Genomic DNA, 22,551 nt, shown 5'->3' on the forward strand with positions numbered 1-22,551 from the left:
TAATACAGGTGTCTACACTTGCTAAACAAATTATTTTTGGTAGCACGAATGATGTAGCGGCTTATATTAAGCGGGGTGCTACCTTAAATGAGATTGATGAATATGGCTATACCCCATTAATTCAAGCTGCCATCGTCAATAGTGTGCCTAAAGCAAAACTCATTTTAGAAGCCGGAGCAGATGTAAATTTCACCGATTTGACCGGACGTACGGCGCTTCATTGGGCGGTTGATAATAATAATTTGGAACTTTCAAACTTGCTGATATCACAAGGTGCTAACTCAAATGCGTATACACGGGCGGGGCAGCCTGTTTTAGCAATGCCGGTGTTGCGCGCACAAAGTTCAATCAAACAGCTTCTTTATCAGCATGCGGCAGATTTGAATTTTGCTCAGGATTTTATTAATGCAAAGCTCCTAGGACATCGATTTGAATTAGAAGGCCGGGTCGACATTCTTGACAATAAAGGCACTTTTATCGAAGTTGAATTTGAAGGGTTTTATCTAGAGTTTAGTTTGGCCATTGTTGCAGAATCATTAATAGATTTTAAAAATAATTATGGTGGCAAGCACCTGCGAAATTTTTTTCCTCAGCTTCAAAGTATTATTATTGCATTACAAAATGGCGCTGAGCTCATTAAATACCAACATTACTTGGTGGAAATAAAGGAACACGAAAAGCGTATCGATTCATTGCTGAATGCTAATCCCTTATTAATTCCTGTGGCTTATTCTGGTCATGCTATTAGCTTAATTAAGTATGACGATTGGTTGATACGTTGTGATCGAGGTGCATTTGGGCGGGATAATGGTACGGTTATTTTTTACAAAATGGGCGAACCGCATAATCTAAATAAAGCATTGATAAAAAACCTTTTATACAAGCGCCAAGGAAAAGAATTCATTGATGAGGGGTTGACCCAATTGCTCAAGTTAAAGCCAATAGGGCAGCTTCCGCTTTCTGTCCAGATCTCAGGTAATTGTTCATGGGCAAATATTGAAGCAGTCATTCCTACGATGATGTTTTTATTATTACTGCAGGAACAGCGGTCGCAAGAAGTGGTGGGAATCGAAGATTGTAAAAAGAAAGCCCTCTATTTTTATGAGCAATGGTTGGAGTGGGATAAGAATCGCGCGCTTTACTTTTGCATTAATAGTTTTTATCATTCAACCCCTGCTCGCAAAGCGACTAAGGCAGCAATATTGGCAGCCATACTCTTTCAACAATGTGAATATTTTCGTTCACAAGACCGAGAGAAGGCTGAAAAGATATTACCTATATTAACTATTCCCGAGTATAGATATATACTCAAGAGCTATTTTCAGGTATTCAACCCCGTTCAAAATAATAAACAGATCAAAAATTTAGCTGAATTTATAGATGAATTTGGCATCGACCTTCAAGACTTCCTACATTAATGTAAGTGACTGTCACCTACATTATTAAATAAAATGCCTAACTACCAATAATCATGGATATCATGACAACTAATAAATCTCTGCATCTTACAACTGAAATGAAACATCTCTTGATTTTAGCATTGCCTTTAATGCTGAGCGAAGTTGTCGATGCTTCATTTAGTTTCACCGCGACTCTGCTGTCTGCTCGGTTAGGCATTATTGAATTAGCCGCTGGAGGACTCGTCACGACACTATTTATCACCATAATGATTTTCATGTGGGGAATATTGGTCGCGGTTAGTACCTTGGTTTCCCAACGACATGGCGCCAAAGATCATGCTGGAATATCGAGAGTTTTAAAAGACGCACTGATTCTTGCGACCCTTTTTAGTATTCCGGGTATGTTGCTGGTGTGGAATATGTCGCCTATTTTACTTTTTTTCGGCCAAAAACCAGAAACTATTGAAATAGCAAAACATTATCTGCATGCATTAACATGGGCGGTCTTTCCCGATTTTTGGGCAGTAGTGTTATTGCAGTTTGTGATTGGTTTAGGTAAAACACGTCTCGCGCTTTTATTCAATGCAGTAAAAGTGCCGGTAACTCTCTTGATTAGCTACATCTTTATGAATGGTAAATTCGGTATGCCGAAATTAGGCATTGCTGGCCTGGGGTGGGGCATATCAACAGGCATGTGGATTGCAACCCTATTGCTTTTATCCTACATAATTTTTAATGCTGATCTACGCCATTATTTATTTAAAGAATCTAAAACTAAAAAACACTATATATTTGAAATTTTGCGAACGGGCCTGCCAATTGCAGGCATGTTTTGTATAGAAGTAGGGTATTTTACGGTAATGGCACTCGTCATGGGACGAATTGGGAGTTTAGTGTTAGCAGCTAACCAAGTGGTGACCCAATTTACAGGCTTTTTTACGGTGGTTATTGCATTTGCTTATGCCCAGGCGGTGAGTATTAAGGTAGGACACGCTGTAGGTCGAAGAGAAATTCATGCCACTCCCAAAATCACTTATGGCGGACTCATTGTTGCCGTTGGGCTAATGACAATCGTCGCTTTTTTCTATTGGTTTATGCCGCAACATTTAATCGGAATTGATTTAGACCCACACCATTCTAAAAACATAATGATTACTCACTATGCAACACAGTTTATGTTTGTTGCAGGTTTTGTACAAATTTTTGAATCTGCCAGAATAGTCTTATTTGGAGCGCTAAGAGGGTTAGGGGAAACACATTTCTCCATGATGACTTCACTGGTTATTTTTTGGCTCATCGCCTTTCCGATAGGTTTATTATTAACCTTTGTGATGGGGCTAGGGGGCATAGGCATGTGGATCGGAATGGCTATTGGAACGTTGACGGGCGCAATATTGTTGTTTTGGTGGCTACATCGTGCTTTAAGAATTAGAAAGTGGTTGTAAGATAGGCTTAATCCAGTCTTGTGGCAAAGTCTAAACCATTGCTCTGACTTTTACTGAAATGCTCTGTCATTTCATTGAAAAAACTGTCAAGAAAACTTTCTATAATGCTATCGTGTTCCTGGTCTTGGATGGGGCCTTCTTCTCTCAAAGTGTTCACAATATTCTGCTCGGAAAATTTGAATTCCTTTGTGAGTAGGTGATACAAATATTTACCTTCAATGGGAGATATTGGGGCAGCCACTGTTACTGATAATTGCAAAATTGTTTTGATTAATTTTAAATCAAATCCTCTATCACTGGTTAAAGTTATTGTCATGAGAGTGAGATCAGGAAATTGAACGACATCCTTCATGGATAAACCGCTGAGCTTAACAAATAAAGTCACTAGAGCTGCAATATTATGCCAACGACCCTCGCAATTAACCCCATTAAAGTGGAGGCACGTAGTGATCGATTTTGTGACTTTATGGTAACTACACGTAATCTTCATGCTATGTACACGTAGAGGCAAGTTATACGTGCAGACGAGTGATTGATTTCCAAAATTCATTCCGCATCGCTGCAACCGCAGGTTAGGAGAGAGGTTGCCAATGCTGTCTTCTATGAGAGCGACATGCTGGGCTAACAATGGCGGCAACTCTAAAGAAGGCGCAATATAGTTTGCGAATAAGCAATCTATCGCTCCTAGCAAATTTTGATGCAAGGTGGTAAACACTTCTTCCGCGCTTGAATAGTAAAAGGCATTACCATATTTATTGTTGAACAGGTTTCGGGCAACCTCAAAATCGGGGCTTTCTTGTAGATGGGTATCATCTTCCATCTCATTAGTAGAAATTGAATTTAAAAATTTGAGCATTAATACAATTTCATAAGAAAAATTATTTTGTCTAAAAAATAGGTTATCTCCAAAAGCGTCCTTATCCTTTGGTTTAAAAAGTCCTCCCATAAGGATAGTGTGAAGTAGATTTACCATTAATGTGAGGCTTTTGATAAAGGTAGCTACTTTTTCAGGCGTAGAGATTTCGGGGCTGCCCTTTAATTCTTTGATAGCTGCGTCAATTATATGTATGTAACGGAGCAAGAAATTAAGAACTATTTGTTTAGTTATGATATTACCCTTGTGAAATAGGTCAGCAAAACTGTTGTTAATGCTCATATAGAGGTAAATCAGCTTTAGCCAGGGCTCTGCCATCATATTACGTATGCTTTTGTTAGAAGGATCACGAAAACTTGAAAGATGTGCAAACTCGCCGACTTCAATTTCTGAAAGGCTGCTTTGTGCTACATCGATTATACCATCTCGCTGCATCACTTCGGCTAATGTATTCATTTCATGTAGTAGCGCCTTGAGAACGTTGGAAGCGCGCGCCCCACTCGTAATGGTCGCATTTAATTTCCATGTTTGATAAAAGGAAGTATTAAGCCACAGTTCCACAATTTGTAGGTGTGCGAGAGTGTTTAGTAACTCAATCATTTGTTGCTCTTGATCAGGCAGCATGGTCTGACGTAATTCATCTATGAAATGCACCCAGCTGTGACCGACATTTTCGCTTAAAGAGCATTCCCAACCTACTTTTGCAAGTTTTAACATTTTTTTGTTATAGATTAATTTTTTGGAAACGGTTTTATCCACGTCTATCAATCTTTCAAGACAATCTTTAAATTTAGATTTGGTATTTTGCTCTTGCGATTTAAATGAATGAGAGGCCGCAACATTTGCGCTAGGTGTTTGGAATAAAGTGGCTTTAAGCGGTTGAAAGTAAAATAAGCGTCTTAAATCATGAGGGTCACGATTTGATTGGTTTTGTATTTTGTTACTGAAGAAAAAAAGATTAGGCAAAAGATTAGCGCTAGTCTCTGCGTTTTCAAGTTGCAATTCGCGTTTCCATCCAATAAGTTCATTTTCTACTTGGCTATATTCTTTTATTACTTGTAGGTAGTGCCGATCCTGTAAGGTGCTCAATGCATGTTTTAAATTATCTGGATTGGTAGCTTCCTTCGCGATTTCTAGCAATTCATAATCAGTATAACTAGAAAATTCTTCGCTTTGATTATTTTTGTAAAATGAATCTGTTACAAGGGGTAATACGCTAACGATCGGCGTTTGCGGATGGCGTGTCAAACCCGGTCGTATCGCATTCGAAGGGAGCTCAGACGATAGAATAGTCTCTTCCTCATTGGGATCAATAATCACTGGACCTTGATGTTTTTGTATAGCACATTGTATTTGGTCTAGTTCGTCATATCTTAGCATTACTATGTTGTATGACTTCAGAATGATGGCAATATGAGCTAGTTCATTTGTTTTTTCGTGTGTTAGCGCAGCTTTAATCATTGATTTTCTTGGATGATCAATGAATTTCTGCGTTAATTCTTTCACCGATCTACCAAATATTATTTCTTGAATATTCGTGATAACTCTTGTGCTCTGGTCTGCCATAATTATAGTCTCACCTCTATAATTTCTAGTGCATGCCCGCGGCAAAATACGTCTATCTAAAGAACTTGCTTTTATAGGAGCCACAAAAGGTTGAGGCCGAACTTGAACGATAAAAACGGTTTTTTTTCGCGCATCATAGACAAATTCCAGATCAATTTTTTTGCCCTCGTTAATTTGAATTTCTCTTGCCATTAGTGCTAGATCTTTAGCTACGTTCTCGGGGATACTCGCACGATTTTTTATTGATGCTGGGTTTTTTTTATCCGTTAAATAAGTAAGCGAATTATTTGGGTCACGAACGGGGACTAACCGACTTGATTTAGATTTGATAATAGAAACTACCGATCCTGCGTTATCTACGATAAATGTGTCACTGTCTGCTCCATTCACGACAGCTTCACCATGACCAAATCGGCAACAAATGCTAGTGAATCCAGGCGTATCATTGGTGGGCGCATTTAATACACCGCTCGTAACGATTTCCGAAGAATTGTCGGAGCCCCCAATCTTTTCTCCGACTACATCTTGAAAAATTATACTCATCAATGGAAAAGTAATATTTTTTTCTTGGCCTAAACGCTGAGACAATGATTGTTTAGAAAAGTAAGACTGTAAAACACATAATAACGATTTCATTCGTAAGCCAGGTATATTATCTAGATGGGTAACCGTTTTATTGCCCCCGGCATTAGTGCTTTCTGAGGTATCTTCATTGCTTGTGCTGCGACAGGTAATTTGATGGTTTGTGTTAAAAAATGGCTGGACAAAAAATTTTACAATTTCTTCACTGCTATCGAAAAATACCTCCTTAAGAATAGTGTTAATTTTTTCCAAATGACTTAAGGCTTCAGGCAGAATCGTATCTTTGCTATTACCTTGAGCTGTGAGAAATGCTTCCCACAATTTTTCTAGTCTAGTGCCTGTGTGCTCTCGAATAATAGATACAATATCGTCATTGCTAATCAGAACGAAATCGGGAACTTTGAAAGTAGTCGTTAATTTTAATTGTGATTTAGATAAAAGATGCTGCCATCTTTTAAGATAAGCGCCTTTGTAACCAAACTGTTGCGCATCTTTCGCGAAGCCTATGGCATCTTTTAATTGTTCAATGAAGAGTTGATTTAATTTTAATGGCAGCTGATGAAAGAAAGAATCGGAAAGCATTGTTTGTAGGTCATTAAATTTTTTTTCGCACAGTAAGTTGCGAAATAATGCTGAATAAAATAATTGGGAACGATTAGTATCTAGTTGCTTGATTGCCTTGTCTACGTCTTCTAAAGAAAGGAGCCCTGCATAATTTGAATCTATTATCAAAAGAATATCGTTTAAAAGTTGTAACGAGCAGCTTGTGGTCCAGGGGGTGTCTAATTTTTTATTTACTATCGCGTGAATTATTGTCAGCAAGTGATCCACGTCAATAGCCATGTTATCGCTAATTTCATTATGAAGAGTTTGCATGCTTCCCCGGAATAGTGTGTCGCTGCCTGGATTAAATTAGGACGATCAAAAGCAATGATGAGTAATATTACACGATAATTCTTAACAAAATATGAATCACACCGTTGCATTGGCCATCTATCATGGCAACCGCATCAAAACCCCCCTTGACAAACATTTGAGGCTTGAATTTCCCTGGATTTCGCTACGCTACATCCAGGCTACAACACCCTCAAAGTAGCCTGGATGTAGCGTAGCGAAATCCAGGGTTTATTCAGTTTGATGCGGTTGCCATGGCCATCTATTGTTCTTGGCAGACTAAATTAATGCGGAAGTTTCAAATTTTTTTAAGGCTGATTTAAGGTTTTTAGACAATAAAACCGGGAGCCGGGGGTGAAGATAACTGGCTACTATTATAAGTAGCTTCTACATGCTCTTGCCTCAACAAAGTGACATCTCTTTCTAGATATCTGAGTCATTTTCACCTGCAGGAATAGTTAATGTCTGTGATGAAACTATATTTTCACGCAGTCTACCTTTCATGGAGGTACCCCACTTTGATGATAAAAAAATATTGTTTATGCTATTCTGAGAAGTGGTAGTTCATCTTCTGGTAAGATTTCTGCAGAAGGATTTCGCTGCAAAAAGAAATTAGATAAAGTCTGGATGCCTATCGTCATAGAAGTCCATGTATTGGAAGCGACATCAGTTGCTTTATTAATAATATCATCTTTAGAATATTACGATATCTTATTGGACAAGCCTTTTAAAATGTCGTAACTACTATTTATTGCAGCAGGTACATAATAACCAGCTACTGCTCCTACAATAGCAAGATAGTGCTGGTTTATTCTTATTTGTTCAGCACGTTTATCATCAAGGCAGGATCCAAGTGCATAGTCATTCTCAAAACAGGAAGTAATATCAATATCTAAAGAAAAAGCCATTTGGTTTAAAATATATAATGTCATTGGCAATATTATTGTAAAAGAAATAACATTTCTATTTTTAAAAGTTAACCCAGCCGTCCTAGACATTAAACTCCGCCTTTCACTTTGATTATCGAATAGATGCATATAATCTTTTTTTTAACATAAAATTAAGAAAAACAGTATCAACATATTTTAGAAAAGCGCCGCTGCCAAAAGCGCCTGGCATACTAAAAAAACCTCTTTTTGCGACATATCGGTTTGTAGAAGCTATACACTTGAGTAAAGGTAACTCATTCTTGCCGTAGAGAAACTCATTACAAGCGGCATCCATTCTAGAATAATCCTTTTCGTCATAAAAAAAGACAATCGTACCAGTTATGAGTACCGCTAGCGTAATTAGTAAGCAGATGGCATGTGGGAAAGTCATGCCTTCATTACTTAAATAATCGGCTATTCTGACTTTAGCACCAAGAATGATTTGCGCTTTTTCTTCATCAATTTCTATAAGGGAGTCACCATTTTGCTGTATTTAAATTTTTTAAAAGTGTTGTAAAATCCTCAAGAGAAATATTTTGTTGATTGATTTTTTTGTAGAAATTTTCTTCTATTAGTTTGGGAATAATACTTCCTTCAGTATAAAAATCTGTAATTTTGCCACTCCATGCACCATCTCGATTTACAATACGAGAAAAGGACTTACTTGTTAGCCTTAAGCTTAACTTATCATTTTTGTTTAGAAGAAAAATAATCCCCACTAATATCTCTGGCGGTAACTTTTCTATTGGAAAATAATTGTCCAATTTGGCTTTTAACATTTTTCACCTGATTTGTAATGGATTCTAGCTTGTCTTAAAATTTTTTTATCAAACAAATAGCTGTATTGCAGTCGCTCGGAAATTATACTATGACTCTAAGGCTCGGATCTTAGTCGAAAATGATACCAAAGCCAAATATAAGTCATAAAAACTCAAGACAATTAATAAGTTTAAGCTTGCTTTAAGATAAATTTCGCTAAATTTGAATATTGGGGATTTGTGAGCGAGAGGTAAGGCAACAACTAATAACAATCATAAGTTACCATTTATTCCAAATTTATTACAGCTGAATTTTTTAGCAAGCAAGCCCAATGAAAAATATGTGAGTGATATCGCGTATTCTTAGACAAAGGAAAACCAGCCGGGGGTGAAGATGACTGGTAGCTATTATAAGTAGCCTCTACGTGCTCTGGTTTCAATAAACTGCATCATTGAAAATATTTGTTATTTTCCAAAACATAACTTCACTCAGCATCTGTTCTTGTTCAAACTTATTTTTAATCATTTGAAGTTTTAAATAATCCAATAAGGCGTATTGATGAGACTCTTCGGCGATTTGTAATGAAGTTTTGCCACCTGATGTTTGTTGATTAATGTCTACACCACAGCTAATTCGGCAGAACAAACTGTTCCAAACCCCGGAATAGTTCGTAAACGTTTTGCTAAAGGAGACTCTTGCGAAAGATTATCAATGGTTTGCTCTAACTCTTTAATTTCAGACTGGAGAGCCAGGATGCGTCTAGCGTCACTTATTATTATAGAGCTGACCCATTCAACATCGGGTGAAAACAATGTTTCTTTTTGCCAAGTCAAAATTTTCTTAGCATATTGCCTACCAACTCCTTTTAGTTTTAATAAGCTAATACGGCGCAATTTAGTAAGCTTCCTAATATCATCCTTTGCAGTAAGGAAATTCAAAAACCATATGTTATCAACACTGCCTGTAATGCTTATAAAATCAGGACAAATGCTCTGTAAATCGCTTTGTAAGCGATTTATAATCCTGGCTTTTTTCATTAACTAAAGTACGCCGCCTACGACTTAGAAATTTTAGTTTTTCATTTACGACGGGGGTAATATTGATTTCTTGTAAGACACCTTTAGCAATAGGCAAGTGATCACTTAAAGTAAATAACTCAAACATTTTTAATACATCAATTTCATCAGTTTTAGCTGGTCCTGCAAAAACCTTTTTAAATTGTGCTAGTTTATTGTTATTAACATTTAAGAGTTTATACCCTTTAGATAAAATTAATTTATCAATTGGTCTTGCGTACCCATTGTAGCCTTCCATTGCGACAACAACAGGAAATCTATACTGGTTTTTGTATTTTTTGATTGAGTGAAAAAAAAATTAATACCCGAAGGTGTATGATGAAGGTCAAATTTATCTAGAAGTTCACCGCTAGACAACCCTACGGCAACACGGTGTTTTTTGTTACCAATGTCCATGCAAATTCGTATTTCAGATGTGTGTGGCATTTGAATTTCCTGAATGAATAAATTAAATTTATTATCCAGAAACCACGTCTACTCACAGAGCCACAATCTTTTTGATCGGCACCATCCCGGCAGGATTATCTGAATAATGCAGATGACGAAGGTGGCAATTCAGCATAGTAATCTTTTGCAAGTTACAGACACAGTTTGAGCCACGCCTTCCTCAAACTTATAATACTATTAATATCATGATTGATAAATCGTCATCTACAAATCCCATGGTAGACACAGTTATTTAAACACTGCCGATAAAAAGCCGTCGTCAACCTAAGCAGTAATAGGACCTATAGTTAATTTTATTTTTTTCCCAATTGCATGAGCAGCTTTAACTATAGTAGTTAATGTTACAGAAGTATTTAAAGGATCAAGCAATCGATCTAACTGTGAGCGACTTGTATGAATTCTTTTAGCCAATTCCACTTTGCTCAAGTGTTCTTTTTTCATCATTTTTTCAAGTTCGAAAACAATGACTCTTTTGATTGCAACCGCCTCTGCTTCCTCTAATAAACCTTCTTTCTCAAGAAAACTATCAAATGTTGAACCTTTATGTTTATTACTCATCATGCACCTCTTGAAGTTTCATATAATCGTTTTCTTTTTAGTGACAGGTCCAATTGAGCTTGTGGAGTCTTCGGTGTTTTCTTAATGAAACCATTTACTAATATCATCACACCCGTGTCTAAAAAAAAGATTACCCTCGCAATCCTTCCTCTTGCTAGCTTGGATCTTACCTCCCAAAGCCCTTTCCCCAAACTATCCACAAGTGGCATTCCTAAGGGCCATCCGTACTGTATGGTTTTGATGTCTGCTCCAATTGTGTATTTATCTTCCTTTGGTAATTCTCTTAGCCATTCTCTAACTGGTTCAGAACCTACTTCTGAACAGAAAAATCTTACCTCTAATTTCTGGGTATTTTTATACATTTATTATCCCCCCATTAATAAGTGTACCATATATGGTACTTTATTCAAGAATGCATATTCTCATCATTAATCTCATTTTTAATAAAAATTTGGGTTAGGTGAATTGTGAGGCAACGTTAGTTGGCTATAAGCAGTCTTAAAGTTAGATATTTCCGTGAGGCAACGCGCATCTATTGTTCTTGGCAGACTAAATTAGTGAGGAAGTTTCAAATTTTTTTTTAAGGCTGATTTAAGTTTTTTAGACAATAAATTCGGGGGCCGGGGGTAAAGATGCCAGGTAGCTATTATAAGTAGCCTCTACATGCTCTGGTTTCAATAAAGTGACATCCCAACGATTGCTTTCTAAGAATTTGTAAATATCCTTGTTTACTTCGTCAATAAGTAAAGTAAAGGGGGTGTTATTTGCGCTGTGAAATTGGTTTTGATGCGCAGCTTTAGCTTTTCGATTTTCCGAGATTAAGCCGCCTAAGAAAGTCTCAATTTTTTGGGTCGATTTCTCATCGGTCTCAAGAACTTTAATTAATGAAACTATATTTTCAATCCCCTGATTTTTTATAGGATTTAACAAAATATATTTCTTAACTGCATCATTGAAAATATTTGTTATTTTCCAAAACATAAATTCACTCAGCATCTGTTCTTGTTCGAAATTATTTTTAATCATCTGAAGTTTTAAATAATCCATTAGCTCGTATTGCTGAGCCTCTTCGGCGATTTGTAATGCTGTTTTGCCACCTGATGTTGGTTGATTAATGTCTACACCGTTTTTCAGGAGCAGGGATATAAGTCCAAGATAGCCTTTTTTTGCCGCTATATGAATAAGCTCTTGACCTGTTGGATTTATCATTCGTGTTAACGAGGGAAAACAATCTATTAATTTTTGAACTTCTGACATATTGTTATTTTCAATGTGCTTGATGCAATCCCCGTACAACACAGGGAAAGATGATGAGCGACAAGAAGATACGCTTAAACCGAGTTGCGAAAGAACTATTGGACCGCGAGGTTTAGCACAGTATTTTTGATAATTATTTTCTTCGAGGATTTGTAATGCAGTCTTTCCATCACCGGGAAGGCGTTTCGCTTCTTTATCAATTCCTGGAAATTGCAGTAACGCTGTGATTTTATCTAGATCAAATCTACTAGCTGCAATAAATAAAGCAGATTCACCATTATCTTTTTTATGATTAACATTCGAGATACCTGAAATGCTGAGAATAAGTTGGACCATCTCTGCGTCACCTTTTTCAGCGGCATTGGTCAAAGCAGTATGGCCCTGACTAATGACTGTATTTACATTATTATTATTTGTTGCAATAAGTGCTCGTACAATTGTTTTATCATTACCCAGAGCTGCAATGGTAAGAGGTGTTTGTCCATTGCTAGTGATGAGACTGGGATTTGCGCCCTTTTTAATAAGAAGATCAAAAATAGCTTGTTTCCTAAGCCAACTAGCCATGAGGAGGGGTGTCATTCCATCGCAGCTTGATGTAGAACTCTTTATATTTATATCCGCACTGCGTAATGAAGTGATCATGTCAACTAGGTCAAGGAATCCACATTCTACCGCATAATGCAATGGAGCCTTGCCCTCTGCAGATCGTCTATTGATATCCGCACCGAAGGCTGTCAGTAATTTTACCATTTCCGTATAGCCTTTGCTCGCCGCAATATGAATTGGTTGCAGACCTTTTAAATTCGAAATGCGATTTAATAGAGGATAGGTTTCTAATAATGTTTTGATTTCAACTCTTTCGTTATTCTCCACTGATTTCATGAATGAGCTACAGAGATTTGGGTAAGGATTTTTATGAGCATTTGTTTCTTTTATACCTAGCTCTGCTAACAAAGATCGATCTTGAGGTCTAAGAACATACTCATCTGGGTGAATATAGATTTGTTCAATCAAGTCTTTGCTCAGATAAATAGCGGGCACTAACGCTTCAATATATTCAATCCCAAGGAAAAATGATGAGGGTAAACTTCCAGTGGTAACCCAGTTTGCAATAGCTTTTAGTTGTTCATCTGGCCATTGGAATAGTAAAAGCTCCATGAAATGATAAGTGCAAGGAATTATGCTTTTATTTGCTACTATTGCATTCACTGAGTCACGGTAATTAAACAAACTCAAAAATTTGACTACATGTTGTAACACAATGAACGATTTACCGTAGCCATCACTGGCAGTAATAGTTTGATTGCGATCTAATATCACCACTCTTCCATATCTTGGTTTGGCGTTTTTCTGGTTTAGAGAATCTTTTAGATGTTTATCTAATGAAGAAAATAAGTGCTTCTCTGTTAGATCCCTATAAGTTCTATAATTAAAGAATTCTTTATCGAAATTATTGCCCCCTCTTTCAGCAAAATTAAGCAGTTGATAGTGCGTGAGTCCTTCTTTATTTAGGAAGCTTGCGTTAAAGGTAACAACTATTGCAGAATTATTTCTGATAAAATCAAGACAACCGTGATATATTTTTTTTGTATTTTTCCTGTAACCAAGGTTATGAAGGCGGTTAATGATAGTGGTTTCGATGTTATTTTCAATTTTATATTTTGCGTTGAGTTGATCAATATTGGATACCACATCTGACCAAGTCTTTCTCGCTTGAATATGGGTTATTTCTGAGGAAGTAAGTGATGTGTTACTCTGTTTGAACGGTTTTGAAATCAAAGTGACAATTTCACTTAAATATTCTGCAAGCAATAGTTCATTCGGCACCCTTCTTAAGTTTCTTGCATACCAACTGAAAGAAGAAAATAAGTGACCTTGGTTATTATTATTAGCATTAATAATGTTCTCATTTTCTAGTGGTATGCCTTTCGGTAACAACTCCTGAATGAGATCATCTTGTACTATTTTAAAATAATCAACTTTGTTTAACCGAAAAAGACGCTGTAAAGTTATAAAGCAACTTACGGAGAAAAAACCTTTTTCGCGGGCAATTCCAGCTGCGCTTCTACCAGTGGCTAAAGATTGTCTTGTTGCAAGATCAATACCAGGAAATTTTGATAATAATCCTACTTTGTCAAAATTACCCTGTTCAGCGGCGATAAATAGAGCAGATTTGCCATCATTTTTTTTATGATTGATAATAGTTATATCAGGTACAGAAAGCACCAATTTCATTATTTCTAAACTTGCATAGTCAGCTGCATTTGTTACAGCAGTATCTCCAGATGAAATTATTGCGTTTACCTTTATATCTTTACCAGAGGCGATTAATAGTTCAACGCAATCTTGTCTATTATAAAATACGGCTACTGTTAAAGGTGTTTGACCATTTCTAGTGGGGCTGCTTATATCCGCTCCGGCCTGAATAAGACACTCTAAAATTGATTTATCAATATTTTTATAACAAGCTATGACTGTGGGTGAGTGCTGGTCCATATTCGTTGCAGAATTGGAAGTTTTAATATTTAAATTAATATTCTGTATTTTTGTTAAAGCTATAACTAGCTCAAGATTATTCGCTTCAATAGCAAGATGTAAAGCTGCTTTGCCATTATCAAGTAACTCATTTAAAATTTTTGGATTGGCGTTTAAGATGCTAATAGCAATTTGCGTTTTTTTATTTTTAAGGGCACTAAGAAGCTTGGCTTTTGGATTCATTGCTGACCTTGAAAAATTTTTTCGAAGTAGAGAATTGGCGTAAGTTTGATTACTCATGTTATATTAGTGACATTAAGTAAATCTTAAGTGGTCTTAAAGTTACGTTTCGATCCATGGCAACCGCATCAAAAACCCCCTTGACAAACATTTGAGGCTTGAATTTCCCTGGATTTCGCTACACTACATCCAGGCTACTTTGAGGGTGTTGTAGCCTGGAGGAAACGAAGTGTAATCATTAAGTGGTATTATTGATGAATAGCAGGATAGGTGAACAAGAAAATTAATAACACTCAGGACGATTTTATTTAAGAGGCACAGAATGACCATTCGTTATAAAAACCCTCCAGAAAGTCCTAAAACCAAGCAGCCACTTCGCTTATGGATAGCGTTTATTGCACGTCGTCTATTTCCTTTTAAAAAAATACCGGTACCTCAAGACCATTTAATTCCGGCCCCTCAAATTCTTGCAAATTACCAGCAACTCAGTGCATTTAATACGTTAACCTGGTTAGGGCATAACAGTTTTTTGATTAAGATGGATAACAAAAATATTTTGACCGATCCTTTTTTTTCAAATTACGCATCGCCTGTTCAAGGTACAGGACCTAGGCGGACAGTGCCGACTGCGCTAACGATTGCGCAACTGCCTCCAATCGATATTTTAATTGTAAGCCATGATCATTACGATCATCTCGACTTACCTACCATCAAAGCCCTACCTAATAAAAAAAATATTGTGGTAATAGTGCCTTCTAAGCTGGGTAAATATTTTTATCGTTGTGGTTATACGCAGGTGCATGAATTAGGTTGGTATGAAAATATCAACATTCACGCGCTTAAGATCACGGCTTTACCAGCAGTGCATTTTTCGAAACGTACGGTATTTACCAGTAATAGAACGCTCTGGGCAAGTTTTGCAATCGAAAGTGGAGATTGTCGCCTGCTCTTTATGTGTGACTCTGCCTATAGCCCTCTTTATAGTAAGTTGGGCAAGGAGTACGGGCCATTTGATTATGTGCTGGTTGGCATCGGAGCTTATCGTTTAAGAGAACTCATGTGTCAAGTGCATACTTCTCCACAAGAAGCGATTGAAGTCGGCAAAGATCTTCAGGCTAAAAATATAGTCGCAATGCACTGGGGAACCATTCAACTCGCAGACGATCCGCCCTTCGAGCCACCTGAATATTTTATAGCTGCCGGCCTGAAAGCAGGCTACACCCAAGAACAATTGTGGGTGATGAAAATAGGGGAAAGCCGCAAGATTTAGCATTGATCTGTAATTTAAGGATGATATAATCACACGTTTGGTTATTCCTCATGAAATACTTCATTAACCTCTCCTTGCTCAAACGGAATCGCAACTTCTGTTTCCTTTATCTTGGTCAGTTTGTCTCCTTTATAGGTGCCATGATAACCGTGGTGGCATTACCTTATCAGATATATCACATGACACATTCGACCTTGATGATAGGTCTTTTGAGTTTATTTCAATTATTACCGTTGCTAGTAACTGCCTTGATAGGCGGGGTATTCGCTGATCGTTATCATCGACGCATGTTATTACTGTGTGCTGAAATTCTACTTGCAGTGGGTTGTCTTTTATTGGCTATGAATTCTGCATATACACCCCGTATTTTGTTTATATTCATTATTGCCATCATCATGTCTGCAATTACTGGGTTACATCGACCGGCTTTAGATAGCATTGTCCAGCAAATAGTTAAAAAGGAAGACTATCCTGAAGTAGGAGCGCTAGCGACGCTGAAATTTAGCGTGGGGATGATAGCCGGTCCTGCTATAGGAGGAATTTTAATCGCCTCTGTAGGGTTAACTGCTACCTACATCGTGGATTTTGCTACCTTTGCATTTTCGTTACTAAGCCTACTTTTGATGACCCATATTCCTAAGCCGCTTGCTGGAAAGGACGAATCTACTTGGTCCTCATTAAAAAGTGGGTTTAAGTATGCAACTTCTAGACAAGAATTAATGGGCACTTATTTTGTTGATTTCGTTGCCATGATTTTTGGTATGCCTATGGCATTGTTTCCTGCGATTGCGGCCTCCTATGGAGGCGCTAAAACGCTCGGCTTATTATATTCCGCGCCGGCCGTAGGGGCCTTATTTATTTCGGTTTTTAGTGGTTGGACGAAACATGTAAAACGTCAAGGATTAGCCGTTGCTATATCCGCAGTATTCTGGGGAATTGCTATTGTCTTTTTTGGGTTGGCCTCAAATTTGTGGGTGGCTTTATTCTTTTTAGCTTTGGCTGGTGGTTTTGATTCTATCAGTGGCATTTTTCGCAGCATCATGTGGAATGAACTTATTCCTAATGATTTTCGTGGCCGTTTGGCAGGGATTGAGATGATTAGCTATTTGAGTGGCCCCAAACTGGGAGACACCGAATCTGGATTGATAGCGAGTGCTTTCGGAATTACCTTTTCCATCGTTTCAGGCGGTATTCTTTGTGTGGTGGGCGTGGGATTTTTATGTATGTTTCTGCCAAAGTTTTTAAGCTACCGTCCTAATAATGACTTCCTTGAATCAAGTTTAACTGTTGAGATGGAGAGATGAGTATGAGTAATCTCAAAGGTAAGAAAATATTATTGGCGATCACTGGTAGTATTGCTGCATATAAAGCAGCGGAATTAATTCGACTTCTTAAACCCCTGCAAGCTGATATTAAAGTGGTTATGACGAAGGATGCTTGCGAATTTATTACAGAACTTTCTATCCAGGCACTGTCAGGAAAACCCGTGCATCGAGAATTACTCGATCACGATAGCGAAGCGAGTATGTCACATATTACCCTGGCGAAGTGGGCTGATTTATTGCTGGTTGCGCCAGCCAGCGCCAACATACTGGCAAAGTTTGCAGGGGGTATAGCTGATGACCTATTAAGTACTCTATATTTAGCGTGCCCATCGCCTACGGCTATCGTCCCCGCAATGAATCAACAGATGTGGCGCCATGCGGCTACCGGTAGAAACAAAAATATCTTAACAGAACGTGGTGTACTTTTTTGGGGGCCTGGTGTGGGCTCGCAAGCGTGTGGCGATACTGGCCCAGGACGCATGATTGAGCCGAGCGAGATAATTGCTCACTTGGAGGATTTTTTTGCTCCAAAAATTTTATCTGGCCTAAAAATTATCATTACAGCAGGGCCTACCCGCGAATTAATAGACCCAGTCCGCTTTATCAGCAATTTTAGTTCAGGGAAAATGGGTTATGCATTAGCCGCCGCCGCGCGCGAACTCGGGGCTCAGCCATTATTAATCTCTGGGCCGACCCATTTGCCTTTCCCAAGTGGTGTTGCAACAATCTCTGTTCAAACTGCGCAAGAGATGCACGACTGTGTAATGAGTAATATTGCCGGCTCTGCTATTTTTATAGCCTGCGCCGCCGTTGCCGACTATAAGCCTGCAAATGTCGCTACCCAAAAAATTAAAAAGCCAGCCTTACCTATTATTGAATGGGAAAAATGTCCCGATATTTTGATGGCGGTGAGTCAATTACCAGAGCCTCCTTTCTTAGTGGGGTTTGCCGCAGAATCTGAAAATCTCTGTAGTCATGCCAAAGATAAGCTTGCGAAGAAAAATCTCGATATGATTGTGGCCAATCTAATTGGACATCCTGACTCTGGATTTGATAGTGATTTTAATGAAGTTACCGTGATCACCCACGAACACATGACTGACATTCCGCACATGGAGAAAAGGCAGCTTGCGTATAAATTATTAGCGTTGATAGTCTCGCAATATCAAAAAAAACGAGAGGACTTACTGTTGTCCGCATCCAGTAATTTACTGGTAACTGCTCACCCCTAGAAGCAGAGGTCCACTTTTGGCGGAATTTAAATGATTTTTCACAACAAAACTGCTCACATACTCATGTATGCTCCGCTTTTTCTTATGAAAAATCATTTAAATTCCGCTCAAAATTGAACCTCCTAGCCAACGAATCACTTTGGGTGCGAGTAGCTACATTTACTGTAGACAAACCTGGCAATTGAACCCATAATTGCCCGCTTTGCTTAACCACACACCATAGGTATCGGAGGCTTATTGTAATAGCTTGTGTCTATTCTCTGCCATCGTTCTAGCGGCTCTCCCCCAGGAGATCCCAGTATATGAGGGTACGTAGATGAATGAAAATATCATCGAAGTAAGAAATGTCAGTAAACACTTTAATAATCACCAAGTGCTGAACGACATCAATCTTCAAATTCAAAATGGTGAGTTTCTCACACTTTTGGGACCATCTGGATGCGGCAAAACCACACTGCTTCGTCTTTTAGCTGGGTTTGAGGAACCCGACCAAGGTTCTATTTGGTTGCAAAATAAAGAGATAACCACTACTCCGCCCGAGATTCGCCATGTGAATATGGTGTTCCAAAGTTATGCGCTTTTTCCCCATATGACGGTTTACGAAAATGTAGCGTTTGGTCTGCGTTGTCAAAAAATGTCCCATGATATTATCAAACAAAAAGTCACCGAGGCGCTCGCGGTCGTAAAATTAGCCAATTTTGCAGAAAGAAAACCTCAGCAGTTAAGCGGCGGCCAACAGCAGCGGGTAGCAATTGCAAGAGCGGTGGTTAATCAGCCAGTCGTCTTGCTACTGGATGAACCATTTAGTGCCCTCGATTATAGTTTGCGCAAAAACATGCGCATCGAACTAAAAGAATTACAGCGGCGTTTAGGAATCACGTTTATTTTTGTCACTCATGATCAAGAAGAGGCACTTTCGATGTCTGATCGTATCGTAGTGATGAATCAGGGACGTATTGAACAGATGGGATCGCCGCGTGATGTATATGAAGAACCAAAAAATTTATTTGTTGCTGGTTTCGTGGGTGAGGCAAATATTTTTGAAACTAAAATAGAGAAAAGCTCTCCCTCTGAGGTAGAGGTGCTTATCGAAGGGCAAATATTCCGCTGCCAAAATAAAAAAGACTTAAAAACAGATCAAGAAGTACATGTCATGTTGCGCCCCGAAGATATTAGAGTATGGGATCAACGCGAAATTGAGGATACAAGTGATATGTTACCGGGCTCTGTGGAGCAGGTTATCTATAAAGGCAGTACGGTCGATCTTATTGTACGGTTGAAGAGCAATAAATTAATTTCTGCAAGTGAATTCTTTGATGAAGACGATGAGAAGCTAGAGTATGATGTGGGCGAAAAAGTATGGGTACATTGGACTTCAGGCTGGGAGGTGATTATCCCACATGAATGAATATCCTCTCTTTAAAAGATTTTCGTTAGGACTCATCTGGATTTGGCTGACCGTTTTTGCGTTTTTGCCGATAGTATTGGTGATTACGGCTAGTCTATTACATCGCGACAGTATGACGCTGTTGCGATTGCCATTTACAGTTACAAATTACCTGCACCTATTTAATAATGCCTACGTTAAAATTTTTTTAAAGTCTTTTGAAATCGCAGGGCTCAGCACACTATTGTGTTTGCTCATCGCTTATCCGTTTGCGTACCTCATCGCACAAACCAAGGTTAAATATAGATCGCTTCTCCTGCTGCTAGTCATCATTCCTTTTTGGACCAGCTCACTGATCCGAACATATGCCATTATGGCCTTGCTAAAAACAAAGGGCATATTAAATCAGTTCTTACTTATTACCGGAATTATTCATCACCCTTTACAGTTACTTTACACTGAAACTGCCGTATTTATTGGCTTGGTTTACGATTTGTTGCCTTTCATGATCCTTCCGCTTTATGCAAATATCGAAAAATTGGATCACACTCTCGTAGATGCAGCCCGTGATTTAGGCGCTAAAAAAATCACAATTTTTTTACGTATTATTTTGCCATTAACCATGCCAGGTATCCTTGCCGGCATCATGCTGGTCTTCTTGCCCGCGATGACGCTGTTCTTTGTGCCCGTTATGCTAGGAGGGTCAAAAACAATGTTATTGGGTAACTTAATTCAAAATCAATTCCTCACCTCCAACAACTGGCCGATGGGAGCTGCGACCAGCGTCTGCTTACTATTAATTATGGCGGTTTTAATAGCTATTTACTGGCGAAATTCCAAGAGTGAAAATAGGCAGGATTTAGTGTGAATAAAACCAGCAAATTTTTTTATCTCACCTCTGTCTATTTATTCTTATACCTTCCAATAGTAGTTGTCGTCATTTATTCCTTTAATAATGCATCGCGTTCTCTTGTGTGGCATGGCTTTACATTAGATTGGTACAGATATTTATTACAGGATAGCAGCTTATTGGTGGTTGCTTGGCACTCGTTGATAATTGGTATTTTAGCAGCGACTATAGCAAGTTTCATGGCAACTTTAGCGGCAACAAGTCTTTACCGCTATAAGTTTTATGGCAAACGATTTTTACATGGCTTACTTTTTATTTTGATTGTGTCTCCGGATATCGTCATGGCCATCTCACTTTTAATGCTTTATTCCTGGCTCCAAATCCCGCTAGGATTTTGGACGTTATTATTATCCCATATCACATTTTGTATGCCTTTTATCACTATTATCATTTATTCTCGGATGACTTCTTTAAATAAATACATTTTCGAAGCCGCTAAAGACCTCGGTGCCAATGACACAGTGATCTTTAGACGTATTATTATTCCTTTGTTATGGCCAGGAATATTATCTGGATGGCTAATTGGATTCACCTTGTCATTAGATGACGTCATTATTAGTTATTTTGTGACCGGGCCAAGCTTTCAAATTTTACCCTTAAAAATTTATTCATTAGTCCGCATGGGGGTTAAACCCGAAATAAATGCGTTATGTACACTCTTATTAGTCTTCACTTTAATTATTGTTTTAGGTTCGCAATTAATGTTGAGAAAAAAACAATGAGAATATTATTCTATTGCATGCTTTTACTGGTGAGTAGTGTGGCATCAGCTAAGCAAATTTTGAACGTCTATAATTGGGCGGATTACATGCCCGCGAATGTAATTAAACAATTCGAAAGCGAGACCGATATACAAGTTAATTATACGGAATATGATAGTAATGAAACTTTGTATGCAAAGTTAAAATCTAATTCACGTTTAGGCTATGATGTTATTTTCCCCAGTTCCTATTATGTTCATAGAATGCGACGCGAAGGAATGCTGTTAGCCCTTGATAAAAACAAATTACCTAACTTTAAATACTTAAACAAATCCTTGTTGAACCAAAACTTCGATCCAAATAATACTTACAGCATTCCTTACCTCTGGGGAACGACAGCTATCGTAGTGAACAGTAAGTATTTGTCCCCGCAAACTGTTACCTCCTGGAAAGATTTCTGGAATCCCAAATTCAAAAATCAACTACTTTTGTTTGATGATATGCGCGAAGTTTTTGCCCTCGCTTTATTTCGTCTGGGATATTCAATAAATGACACCAATCCTCAACATATTGAACAAGCTTACCAACAGCTCAAAAAACTATGGGAAAATGTAAAATTATTTAGTAGCGAAGCAGAACAGAATATTTATATCGATGAAGATGTCTATATAGGTATGGGATTAAACGGAGAAATTTTTAATGCCATGAGTGAAAATCCTAGCTTAGTATACATTTATCCGACGGATGGTTTTGAAATTTGGATGGATAATATTGCTATCCCCATTAACGCGCCACATCTTAAAGAAGCTTTATTATTCATTGATTTTTTAATGCGTCCTGAAATTGCAAAACAAATCTCCACAGCAACCGGTTTTTCCACTCCAAATCAGGCGGCGATAGCGTTACTGCCTGAAAAAATGCGCAAGAGTTACATTGTAAATCCAGATAATAAAATCCTGCAACGCGGTCAATTTTTGTTGGATTTGGGCGAAGTAAATGCAATCTACGAACAATATTGGAATATGTTAAAAATTGGTGAGTAGCGGATTGAATGCAGTATGGGCTTATAACTAACGCTTTCAGCTACTCTCATAAAATTGATAGCAGACATCTTCGGACATTTATTTGTCAGTTACTCTATTTTTTTTACAAAAAACTTCTATAATCAATAGGATGAATATTGATATATCGGACATTAAACCGGACATTTCGACATGTTAGATA

At 38.0% G+C, this 22,551-nt stretch carries 20 protein-coding genes; 9 read left to right on the forward strand and 11 right to left on the reverse strand.

Annotated elements, in window-relative coordinates; all coding sequences use genetic code 11:
• Positions 1-8 precede the first annotated feature (8 nt).
• Positions 9-1,418 carry an ankyrin repeat domain-containing protein gene (locus tag H0U71_06200; protein ID MBA2654639.1) on the forward strand — a complete coding sequence of 470 codons (1,410 nt, stop codon included), beginning with the start codon at positions 9-11 and terminating at the stop codon, positions 1,416-1,418.
• A gap of 62 nt (positions 1,419-1,480) precedes the next feature.
• Positions 1,481-2,845 (forward strand): MATE family efflux transporter, encoded by a 1,365-nt coding sequence (locus H0U71_06205; protein ID MBA2654640.1) that lies wholly within the window; start codon positions 1,481-1,483, stop codon positions 2,843-2,845.
• Between the two features lie 7 nt (positions 2,846-2,852).
• On the opposite strand, the gene H0U71_06210 is transcribed toward H0U71_06205, so the two are convergent.
• The 11 genes from H0U71_06210 to H0U71_06260 all read right to left on the reverse strand — a co-directional run bounded on the left by H0U71_06210 (position 2,853) and on the right by H0U71_06260 (position 14,505).
• Positions 2,853-6,743, reverse strand: a complete 3,891-nt coding sequence (locus H0U71_06210; protein MBA2654641.1) for a hypothetical protein — start codon at positions 6,741-6,743, stop codon at positions 2,853-2,855.
• Positions 6,744-7,462: 719 nt separating this feature from the next.
• Positions 7,463-7,759 carry a hypothetical protein gene (locus tag H0U71_06215; protein ID MBA2654642.1) on the reverse strand — a complete coding sequence of 99 codons (297 nt, stop codon included), beginning with the start codon at positions 7,757-7,759 and terminating at the stop codon, positions 7,463-7,465.
• A gap of 22 nt (positions 7,760-7,781) precedes the next feature.
• Positions 7,782-8,081 (reverse strand): hypothetical protein, encoded by a 300-nt coding sequence (locus H0U71_06220; GenBank protein MBA2654643.1) that lies wholly within the window; start codon positions 8,079-8,081, stop codon positions 7,782-7,784.
• 85 nt (positions 8,082-8,166) lie between these two features.
• On the reverse strand, positions 8,167-8,469 hold the full coding sequence (locus tag H0U71_06225; protein MBA2654644.1) for an F-box protein: 303 nt from the start codon (positions 8,467-8,469) through the stop codon (positions 8,167-8,169).
• 415 nt (positions 8,470-8,884) lie between these two features.
• Positions 8,885-9,094, reverse strand: a complete 210-nt coding sequence (locus H0U71_06230; GenBank protein ID MBA2654645.1) for a hypothetical protein — start codon at positions 9,092-9,094, stop codon at positions 8,885-8,887.
• Positions 9,067-9,342, reverse strand: coding sequence for a hypothetical protein (locus H0U71_06235; GenBank protein MBA2654646.1), 276 nt, complete (start codon positions 9,340-9,342; stop codon positions 9,067-9,069). The genes H0U71_06230 and H0U71_06235 overlap by 28 nt, the downstream gene beginning before the upstream one ends.
• A gap of 85 nt (positions 9,343-9,427) precedes the next feature.
• Positions 9,428-9,763, reverse strand: coding sequence for a transposase (locus H0U71_06240; protein ID MBA2654647.1), 336 nt, complete (start codon positions 9,761-9,763; stop codon positions 9,428-9,430).
• The gene (locus H0U71_06245) at positions 9,721-9,951 is read right to left on the reverse strand and encodes a hypothetical protein (protein ID MBA2654648.1); all 231 of its coding nucleotides are present in this window, start codon (positions 9,949-9,951) and stop codon (positions 9,721-9,723) included. The genes H0U71_06240 and H0U71_06245 overlap by 43 nt, the downstream gene beginning before the upstream one ends.
• 285 nt (positions 9,952-10,236) lie before the next feature.
• Positions 10,237-10,530, reverse strand: a complete 294-nt coding sequence (locus H0U71_06250) for an XRE family transcriptional regulator (GenBank protein ID MBA2654649.1) — start codon at positions 10,528-10,530, stop codon at positions 10,237-10,239.
• Positions 10,530-10,892, reverse strand: a complete 363-nt coding sequence (locus H0U71_06255) for a type II toxin-antitoxin system RelE/ParE family toxin (GenBank protein MBA2654650.1) — start codon at positions 10,890-10,892, stop codon at positions 10,530-10,532. The genes H0U71_06250 and H0U71_06255 overlap by 1 nt, the downstream gene beginning before the upstream one ends.
• A gap of 238 nt (positions 10,893-11,130) precedes the next feature.
• Complete coding sequence (locus tag H0U71_06260; GenBank protein ID MBA2654651.1) at positions 11,131-14,505, reverse strand: ankyrin repeat domain-containing protein; 3,375 nt, start codon at positions 14,503-14,505, stop codon at positions 11,131-11,133.
• 319 nt (positions 14,506-14,824) lie between these two features.
• Here H0U71_06260 and H0U71_06265 point away from each other — a divergent pair, with 319 nt between their 5' ends.
• The 7 genes from H0U71_06265 to H0U71_06295 all read left to right on the forward strand — a co-directional run bounded on the left by H0U71_06265 (position 14,825) and on the right by H0U71_06295 (position 22,370).
• Positions 14,825-15,772 (forward strand): MBL fold metallo-hydrolase, encoded by a 948-nt coding sequence (locus tag H0U71_06265; protein MBA2654652.1) that lies wholly within the window; start codon positions 14,825-14,827, stop codon positions 15,770-15,772.
• A gap of 50 nt (positions 15,773-15,822) precedes the next feature.
• Positions 15,823-17,076: an MFS transporter gene (locus tag H0U71_06270; protein MBA2654653.1), complete on the forward strand. Its 1,254-nt coding sequence runs from the start codon at positions 15,823-15,825 to the stop codon at positions 17,074-17,076.
• On the forward strand, positions 17,073-18,329 hold the full coding sequence (coaBC, locus tag H0U71_06275) for a bifunctional phosphopantothenoylcysteine decarboxylase/phosphopantothenate--cysteine ligase CoaBC (protein MBA2654654.1): 1,257 nt from the start codon (positions 17,073-17,075) through the stop codon (positions 18,327-18,329). The genes H0U71_06270 and coaBC overlap by 4 nt, the downstream gene beginning before the upstream one ends.
• A 316-nt stretch (positions 18,330-18,645) precedes the next feature.
• Positions 18,646-19,737, forward strand: coding sequence for a spermidine/putrescine ABC transporter ATP-binding protein PotA (gene potA / locus H0U71_06280; GenBank protein ID MBA2654655.1), 1,092 nt, complete (start codon positions 18,646-18,648; stop codon positions 19,735-19,737).
• A complete protein-coding gene (gene potB / locus H0U71_06285; GenBank protein MBA2654656.1) occupies positions 19,730-20,584 on the forward strand; it encodes a spermidine/putrescine ABC transporter permease PotB in 855 nt (284 codons plus the stop codon). Before potA ends, potB begins: the two co-directional genes overlap by 8 nt.
• Positions 20,581-21,348, forward strand: coding sequence for a spermidine/putrescine ABC transporter permease PotC (gene potC / locus H0U71_06290; protein ID MBA2654657.1), 768 nt, complete (start codon positions 20,581-20,583; stop codon positions 21,346-21,348). The genes potB and potC overlap by 4 nt, the downstream gene beginning before the upstream one ends.
• Entirely contained in the window at positions 21,345-22,370 is a 1,026-nt protein-coding gene (locus H0U71_06295; protein ID MBA2654658.1) for a spermidine/putrescine ABC transporter substrate-binding protein, read from the forward strand. Before potC ends, H0U71_06295 begins: the two co-directional genes overlap by 4 nt.
• Positions 22,371-22,551 lie beyond the last annotated feature (181 nt).

Source organism: Gammaproteobacteria bacterium, from assembly GCA_013697705.1.
Taxonomy (GTDB): domain Bacteria; phylum Pseudomonadota; class Gammaproteobacteria; order UBA6002; family UBA6002; genus UBA6002.